This window comes from Paenibacillus sp. P3E, from assembly GCF_001909045.1.
In the GTDB taxonomy this organism is placed as follows: domain Bacteria; phylum Bacillota; class Bacilli; order Paenibacillales; family Paenibacillaceae; genus Paenibacillus_AQ; species Paenibacillus_AQ helianthi.
The window spans coordinates 1-7,889 of record NZ_LVWH01000039.1; the positions used below are offsets into that span (position 1 = coordinate 1).

Sequence of the window (7,889 nt, forward strand, 5' to 3'; positions counted from 1 at the left end):
ATTATTATTCATGTAATAATGGAGGAATTGTTTTGGATCAATTATTTCCACTGGAAGTATCCGTTCTATCTTCCGATGCTCTTGGCGATTATATTTCACGCGAATATTTTTCTCGAACTCTGTTCAGATGCCGATTGTTCTATAGAGGTTTGCATGACATTTATAAGGTTATTGTAGGCGATCAATCGTATTTCTTCAAAGTATATCGCCAAGGTATTAGAAGTACGGCAGAAATTCAATCCGAGCTTGATTTGCTCCTTCACCTGAAGGCATCCGATATTGTTGTTACTTTACCTGTAATTAAACCTGATGGAACATACATTTCAGAATTTTTGACTGCGAACGGAGCAAGATATGGCGTGTTATATACGTCAGTCGGGGTGTGTGAGTTCAGCCATATAGAAGAGACTATTGAATCAAATGAGAAATTGGGAAAGTATATAGCATCTATTCACGCAGCCTGGGATAGATGTGATTTTGCAATCGACCGATGGAATTTGGATGCAAGCTCCTTCATTGATCGTTCTATGGATGCCGTACGACATTTTTCCGAGATTCATGATTTTGACATAGACTTTTTAGAAGTAGTCGCAAAACATGTAAAGAAGAAGTTATTATATCTTTCTATTGAAACACCGCAAACTGGTGTCTGCCATGGTGACTTTTATAGTGGAAATGTTCGGGTTGACGCTAATAACAATCCAATCTTAATTGATTTTGACTTTTGCGGCAATGGGTGGCGAGCCTATGATATATCCATGTACGCCTATCCTTTTGGCATGGGATGCGATGCAGCTAAATTCCAGCAAAGAGAGCATCGTAAAGACCAGTTCCTAAATGGTTATAACAAGGTGAGAGCCATGAGTGAAAATGAGGTCAACTCCATTGCTCTCTTTATTCCGTTCAGAAGGATTTTCAATATTGGTACATTATACATCTCTTATCTGCCCAATACATGGGGAGATACTGCTGTCATTAGAAATGTCGATGGCGATATTGAGATGCTTAAACAGTGGATCGATTTAAACCCTATATTTTAGTGGGAATGAACAAATGATTGGTAACTGTTCCTTTATCTAGGATGCTGATTTGCTAGTGAAAATGACCAAGAAGCTTATTAGCTTGCTCGGTCATTTTCACTGGAATTATTGCAGAAGAGATTCTAAATATTGAAATACAACGACTGTCAAAGGGATTATGCGGAGAAAATTAAAGCTGAACGTTATGGCTGTTTATCCGAGGCTTTGGAATGGAGATTAACGAATAGCAAACTATAAGATCAACTCCGCAAGACAATGAATCCCCTTCTCAATTGATGCTTCATCTACTTGTGCAAACCCCAACACCCATCCCCTTCGTTTGCTCTCCAAACAATAGGGTCCAAGCGGGTATATACGTATCCCCTGTTGAAGGGCTAACATTGTGACGGTTTCTTCGTCGTATGACTCTTCAGCTTCTAGTAACATATGCAATCCTGTTTCTACTCCACTTAGAGTGAAACGCTCTCCTAAACCACTAGCCATAATAACCTTTGTCATCGCTTCGTGTCTTCGCCTATACACATTTCGGACTCTTCTCATATGGCGCATAAAATGCCCATTCTTGATGAAGTGGGTTAGCGTTAGCTGATCCATAATCGGCAGATGACGATAAGTCAGCCCCTGTACCTTAGCTAGCTGGGAAATTGCCTTGACAGATCCAACAATAGCCGAAATACGAATGCCTGGAGCAATCATTTTAGAAAAGCTCATCAGGTACAAGGTATTCTGAGATGCTTGGCTAAACAGTGTTGGAAGCGGCTCTCCACGATATCGAAATTCACTATCATAATCGTCTTCAATGATCCACAATTGATCTTTAGTGGCCTTTTGTAGCAATTGTTGCCTGCGTGACTCCGACATAACGACCCCGACGGCGCATTGGTGTGAAGGTGTCACAAAGATTAGTTTGGATTGTGGATGAATACGCTCCACCACAAGACCATATTCATCGACGGGTACAGGGACTACATTCATACGCCGATATTTCATCGCCATCCAGGCAGCTGGAAAACCAGGATCTTCTACTGAGACAGTATCCCCGTCGGCTAAAAGCGATTGTGCGATTAAGTCAATGCTATGCTGAGCTCCAGAGGTTAACAGAATCTGATTGGTTTGGATATGAATGCCTCGTTCAAGTGATAAATACCGCTGGATTTGCTCACGTAATGGTGTGAAACCATAGGGATCACCGTAAGCCCAGTTTGATAAATCCATTTCAGCGGATGCATGAATGAGTGATTGTCGCCAATTTTTTTGAAATTTCCCATCCAAATAGGGTTCGTGTGGACTAAAGTCAATATCCACTTTCAACTGTTCTTTGCCTCTGAACCAGCCATGTAGCTGATCAACCGCTGTGTTCAACAAGGGAAGCGAGGGGGGAATGGGGCCATCTGTTATTATTTCCTTCCTTGACTCGGTGAAAAGATTCCATTTACTAACTCGCGTTCCTCCTCTGCGAGATGTAACCGTATAGCCTCGACTTAGCAACTCTTCATAGACGATCTGTATCGTTGAGCGAGAGACACCTATCATGTGAGCGAGTTCGCGGGAGGGAATTAGCAATTCTCCCGGGGCCCAGATTCCGTTTGTGATATTATGAATAGCTTGATCAAGCAATTGTTGCCAAATGGGTCTTTTATCATTACGTATTACTTTCATCATCGAACATCCCCCCAAAAAAAAGAAGATTCTCTCCTAAAACATTAATTATGGATTGTGTATAACCGTAAAGTTTGGATGTTTTAAAGCAATCCATTCATTGATATACTACCGTAATAACACAGGTATTTACAATTTGGTCGTTGCGCACTCTTTAAGAATGGAAGGGAGAATTATAAAAATGGATATGGTTCGTTACAAAATCAGAGAATGTGTGGATCAAGAGAAAATTGACAGTTTCCTACAGCAAGCGAAAACGGGGTATCTGGGATTGGTTGATGGGAGCCTTCCCTATGTCGTACCGCTAAATTATGTATGGACGAAGGGGAATCTCTATTTTCATGGGGCCGGGGATGGAAGACGCAATCAGGTCATGAAGGAAAATCCAGAGGTTTGTTTTACCGTATGTGAGTCATACGGAACCATCACGGATCCGGTACCTGCCAAAACAGATACGGCTTATATGAGTGTAATGATCTTTGGACAAGCAGAACCGATTACGGATTTGGACGAAGCCACTCATGTGCTTCAGGAAATGATAAATAAATATGTGCCCGGCTATTATAACCGCCCGTTGCCCAAGCAGCATGTGGATAAATATAGGTCGGCTGTATTCGGCGGACCGGTTCAAGTTTGCAGGGTAATTCCACACCATGTAACAGCAAAAGAAAGTCCCATAGAAGCAGAAAAAATGTATAGAACAGACATGAAGGCAGGACGGGGGGATAAATAATATATGGGTGCTTGTGGTCAGACATGGTAAAAGGCTAGTCAAGTGATTCTAATGGAGTATGATTATGGTTGGATCAAGATAGATAACGTCATAAATGTGATTACATAAACATTACCTCGCTGGAACTATTCTGGCGGGGTTTATTCGTCTTGTATCTACTTATTGAGATACTGCTTTTCTGCGTTTTCAACTGCAATAAATTAGAAATGTTATGATAATTGTACTTAACTCTGATACAAAATCGTTTTGGCGTTCGTCTTACTTATAGCTGCAGCTGATAAGGAGGATTTACACAATGGAATTTCCGGAAACTGAAATGTTTCGAACTATATTTTATGAACACTATCCGGTAGTGCGGCGGAAGTTGGCGGCGCTTGTACGGGATGAGTCGGCAGCAGACGATTTAGCCCAGGATGTGTTTCTCAGACTATACCGCAACCCGCCGGATGATCCGAATGCGCTGGGTGCTTGGCTCCATAGAGTGCTCACCCGGATCGGATATGACTATTTGAACAAAAAGGCCAGGGATCGTCGGCTCCAGGATAAGCATGAGCTGTTGTTCAGCGCCGAGGCAGCTCCGCCTTCCGGTGAAGAGGCTGTACTCAGCAAGCTGGACCAGGAGGATGTCCGGACTTGGCTGGATGGTCTACCCGAGAGAGACAGACAGGCGCTGCTATTGCGCTACTCGGGCTACAGCTATTCGGAGATTGCCGGTCAGCTTGGCGTTAATCCTCCAGTTGTCGGAACACTGCTTAACCGGGCAACCCATAAGCTGAAACAGCAGGCGGTTAATTCATACCCTCAGACCGATTGATTCGTGCACGAAGCGAATCCAGGCAGTTAATGAACATCAAACTTTTAGGAGGAACCATCCAATGACCAAACCTTTGAAATATGATTCCGATAAACAACTTACGAATGAAGCCTGGGCGAAGCTGCAAAATAAGCTTGTTGCTGAGCCGGTGAATCCGGTATGGGCATCATGGGGGCAGGATGTCAAAAAGATTGGCATAGAAGAAGACCATGCGGCATCCATAGCGGAATCAAGTGATAGGAAGAATGAGGTGCAGCCTTTAATGAGTCCAGCGGACACCGCCGGAGCACAGGCGAAAACCAATAGCCGGAAGCCACGGCGGTTTGCCATGAACCGCCGCCGGAAATGGGCAACTGCTGCAGCGGGCGTAGCCATATTTGCAGCCGTACTTGCCACACCTGTAGGCAATACGGCCATGGCCGCCATATTGGGTCAATTCAGAATGCAGGAAGTAACGGCTGTCAATGAAGCTGATCTGCGGAATTTGTTCTATCAAGTCAGCGGGGAAGACAATATTAATGAAGCTGTTAACAAATTTGGCTCATTCAGCTATTCATCCGGTACGTTAAGCGGACTGGTGCCAGTGAATGCATTGCAGGATAAATTGGGCTACCCTGCGCTGACCGGTGGAGCTTTTGATAAGGTTAAAAGCGTATATATAAACTCCTCACAGCAAATTACACTGACTCTCAAGGTGGATGAGGTAAATAAGGCGCTGACACGTCTGGGGGCGAAAGAGCTGTTGCCAGAATCCATTGACGGCAAGCCGCTCACGCTATCGGTTCCAGAATCCGTAAGCTATGATTTTTCTATGGATGATCACTGGGCGAATCTGATGCAGATGAATACGCCTGTGGTGAATGTAGATCCTTCAATTAACGTGGAAGAGGCTGTGCGGGCTGTCATTGATTTCCCGCTTCTCCCGGATGAACTGAAGTCCAGTCTGCAGCAGAGCAGTATTCTGGCCGGAGACCTGCCTATGCCTGTGATCAAAGGGAATCATACCGAGCAGATTGAAGTGAACGGTATAAAGATTATCATGGAAACTATGGAGTATGGCGATGGGCCTACTTATAGTGCAACATGGGTGAATAATGGGCAGCTGTTCGACTTTTCCGGCGGTTCACTCTATCAAGACAAAGAGAAATTCATGAAGCAGCTCCAGGAGTTGATCACGCAATGAATGTACCCGCAATCCAAGCGCAATTACTGACTAAAGAATACAGTAACGGACGCGGCTGCAGAGATGTAACTATTACTGTTGAGAAAGGGGAAGCCTTCGGCTTCCTCGGTCCCAACGGTGCCGGTAAAAGCACCTTTGTTAAAATGCTGGCAGGCTTAATTCGTCCGACCAGTGGAAGTGCCGCTCTTTTTGGACATCCGATTGGAACTCTTGCAGCCAAGTCGAAGATAGGTTATCTGCCGGAACTTTACCGGTACCAGGAATGGCTGAGTGGAGAGGAGGTAGTTAGACTCCATGCCCGATTATGCAATATCGAGAGGTCTGTAGCAGACCGTAGAATACCAGAGCTGCTGAAAGAGGTAGGATTAGGACTGCGGGGCCGTGACCGTGTGAAGCATTACTCCAAGGGAATGCAACAGAGGTTGGGTCTAGCCTGCGCACTTGTGAATGATCCGGAGCTTGTTTTTTTGGATGAGCCCTCATCGGCACTTGATCCAATCGGCCGTATGGAAGTGAGGACTATACTGGAAAGGCTAAAGCAGCGGGGCATCACCATTTTTCTCAACTCTCACCTGCTTGAGGATGTTGAGGTGCTGTGCGACCGGATGGCGCTGCTGAATAACGGCGAGATCCTGCGGCACGGCAAAGTCTCAGAAATATTAAATAAGCGAACAAGCTGGCATTTTAAAGTGGGCGGCTTTTCGCCTTTTTTGCTGTCTTGGTTGAAGAATCATACGGGATTGCAGATCAGTCAGGCAGCGGTAGACAGGAATCAGGATGAAGAGGACATCCTTGTGTCTTCTGCCATCGAAGGAAGTACGGTGTGGCTGGAGGCGGAAGTCGAGAGTGAAGAACAAGTGGGCTGGTTAAATTCACTGATGATTGAACAGGGTCTGACCTTATATGAGGTTTCGCGTAAAAAAGAACGACTGGAAGAATGGTTCCTGGATGCTGTATCCGGGCTCAGCCATAGGGGGGAGCAGGAATGAGAACCATACTGGGAATGACCTGGAAAGAGCTGCTGCGGAAGAAAGTGATGCTTATGACTCTGGTTATGACTGCTGTCTTTCTGATCGCGTTCTGGTTCGTTGCAGCTATTGTCGGGAGCAGCGAATCTGGAAGGGCAACCAACATTATGAATGGGAGTAACCTGATTGAAAGCTTTACGACAGGCACTTTTATTTTGACCATGGGGTTTTTCTTCGGGGCTTTTGTTATTGCCTTTTTGGCTATTTTTAGTTCTTTCTCCTCCATTGCGGGAGAAGCGGAACAGGGGATCATGCAAGCATTACTGCCTCGCCCATTGCCGCGGTGGAAATGGTATCTGGGGCGCTGGCTTGGGTATGTCACCTTAGGAATTCTCTATGCTTTTCTTTTGTTTGCAGCGATTCTGCTGATAGCAGATGCACATGCTTCTATCCCAAGAGACAGCGCTGCGCTTATAAAAGCTTTTCTGCTCTTTGCTTCTCTAGTTCCGCTGCTTATCAGCTTATCCATGCTTGGGTCGGGTTTATTCTCGGCACTTGGGAACGGGGTTTTCATGACCATGCTCTATGGAGCGGGCTGGCTTGGAGGGATGATCGATAAAATGAGCAGTTCGCTAGGCTTGAAGGAAGAAGCAATCCATACACTGCATAATCTCACGGGGATCATGTCTCTTCTCATGCCGGCAGACGGACTGCAGCAAAAAATGACAGCGGAGCTTTTCAGTCTGAAAGATTTGGGAGGGATGGTTAATATGAGTACAAGCTCCTTTCCACTCTTAGACTTTAATTCCGTTCCTTCGGATTCATTTGTGGTGTATGCCGTTCTGTATACGGTTGTGGTATTTGCGATAGGACTGCTGCGGTTTCAGCGCAAGGATTTGTAACATGTATTTTCACTAATTGATACAACAAATAGCGCCCTGCTGGATTCCGTAGATGGAACCGGCAAGGCGCTATTTTGGATGCAGACCGGACGTCATTTGTTTGCACCGATCTCGATCCAATCGGTGGACCAGTTGCCAATTTCACCAAGGATAGGTGCCAGTGCAATTCCTTTGCTGGTCAGAGAGTATTCAATCCGTACAGGCATTTCAGGATATACTGTGCGCTGGATGATCCCCTCGTTCTCCATTTCCTTTAAACGGTCGGATAATACCTTGCCGCTAAGATTGGACAGACAGCTCTCAATTTCACCAAAACGGCGGGGACCTTTCATAAGTACGAATACTATAAGCGCAACCCAGCGTTTGCTAAGCATATCTACCGCTTTTTCAAAGCGCGGACACATTTCGAAATCGTTCATATCGATCACCTCCGCATTCATTATATCATAAACTTACAATAAGTAATCATTAAGATTTATATATATATTATAACGTGAAGAAGTTATATTGCAATGATAAAATAACATACAAATAGGAACTCGACTTAAATAGTGGGAATAAAGTTGGAATATTAAAATTCACACTATATG

Annotated in this window: 8 protein-coding genes; 6 read left to right on the plus strand and 2 right to left on the minus strand. The window is 44.9% G+C overall.

Annotation, left to right across the window (positions count from 1 at the left end):
• Positions 1 to 32 precede the first annotated feature (32 nt).
• Positions 33 to 1,040, plus strand: coding sequence for a phosphotransferase enzyme family protein (locus A3842_RS05970; protein ID WP_074100772.1), 1,008 nt, complete (start codon positions 33 to 35; stop codon positions 1,038 to 1,040).
• A gap of 231 nt (positions 1,041 to 1,271) precedes the next feature.
• Here the strand turns inward: A3842_RS05970 and pdxR are convergent, their stop codons facing one another.
• A complete protein-coding gene (gene pdxR / locus A3842_RS05975; RefSeq protein ID WP_074100767.1) occupies positions 1,272 to 2,702 on the minus strand; it encodes a MocR-like pyridoxine biosynthesis transcription factor PdxR in 1,431 nt (476 codons plus the stop codon).
• 178 nt (positions 2,703 to 2,880) lie between these two features.
• Here pdxR and A3842_RS05980 point away from each other — a divergent pair, with 178 nt between their 5' ends.
• The 5 genes from A3842_RS05980 (at position 2,881) to A3842_RS06000 (ending at position 7,299) form a co-directional block, all read left to right on the plus strand.
• The gene (locus A3842_RS05980; RefSeq protein ID WP_074100768.1) at positions 2,881 to 3,432 is read left to right on the plus strand and encodes a pyridoxamine 5'-phosphate oxidase family protein; all 552 of its coding nucleotides are present in this window, start codon (positions 2,881 to 2,883) and stop codon (positions 3,430 to 3,432) included.
• A 295-nt stretch (positions 3,433 to 3,727) separates the two neighbouring features.
• Positions 3,728 to 4,246, plus strand: a complete 519-nt coding sequence (locus tag A3842_RS05985; protein ID WP_074083532.1) for a sigma-70 family RNA polymerase sigma factor — start codon at positions 3,728 to 3,730, stop codon at positions 4,244 to 4,246.
• A gap of 61 nt (positions 4,247 to 4,307) precedes the next feature.
• Entirely contained in the window at positions 4,308 to 5,429 is a 1,122-nt protein-coding gene (locus A3842_RS05990) for a hypothetical protein (protein WP_074100769.1), read from the plus strand.
• Positions 5,426 to 6,418: an ABC transporter ATP-binding protein gene (locus A3842_RS05995; protein WP_074100770.1), complete on the plus strand. Its 993-nt coding sequence runs from the start codon at positions 5,426 to 5,428 to the stop codon at positions 6,416 to 6,418. The genes A3842_RS05990 and A3842_RS05995 overlap by 4 nt, the downstream gene beginning before the upstream one ends.
• The gene (locus A3842_RS06000; RefSeq protein WP_074100771.1) at positions 6,415 to 7,299 is read left to right on the plus strand and encodes an ABC transporter permease; all 885 of its coding nucleotides are present in this window, start codon (positions 6,415 to 6,417) and stop codon (positions 7,297 to 7,299) included. Before A3842_RS05995 ends, A3842_RS06000 begins: the two co-directional genes overlap by 4 nt.
• Positions 7,300 to 7,391: 92 nt before the next feature.
• Here the strand turns inward: A3842_RS06000 and catR are convergent, their stop codons facing one another.
• The gene (catR, locus tag A3842_RS06005; protein WP_074083528.1) at positions 7,392 to 7,718 is read right to left on the minus strand and encodes a catDE operon transcriptional regulator CatR; all 327 of its coding nucleotides are present in this window, start codon (positions 7,716 to 7,718) and stop codon (positions 7,392 to 7,394) included.
• Positions 7,719 to 7,889 lie beyond the last annotated feature (171 nt).

Excerpts from the sequence above, each read along its gene's own strand:
- A3842_RS05990 (WP_074100769.1), top strand. The coding sequence starts at position 4,308 with ATGACCAAACCTTTGAAATATGATTCCGATAAACAACTTACGAATGAA.
- A3842_RS05995 (WP_074100770.1), top strand. The coding sequence starts at position 5,426 with ATGAATGTACCCGCAATCCAAGCGCAATTACTGACTAAAGAATACAGT.
- A3842_RS05985 (WP_074083532.1), top strand. The coding sequence starts at position 3,728 with ATGGAATTTCCGGAAACTGAAATGTTTCGAACTATATTTTATGAACAC.
- A3842_RS05980 (WP_074100768.1), top strand. The coding sequence starts at position 2,881 with ATGGATATGGTTCGTTACAAAATCAGAGAATGTGTGGATCAAGAGAAA.
- catR (WP_074083528.1), bottom strand. The coding sequence starts at position 7,718 with ATGAACGATTTCGAAATGTGTCCGCGCTTTGAAAAAGCGGTAGATATG.
- A3842_RS06000 (WP_074100771.1), top strand. The coding sequence starts at position 6,415 with ATGAGAACCATACTGGGAATGACCTGGAAAGAGCTGCTGCGGAAGAAA.
- pdxR (WP_074100767.1), bottom strand. The coding sequence starts at position 2,702 with ATGATGAAAGTAATACGTAATGATAAAAGACCCATTTGGCAACAATTG.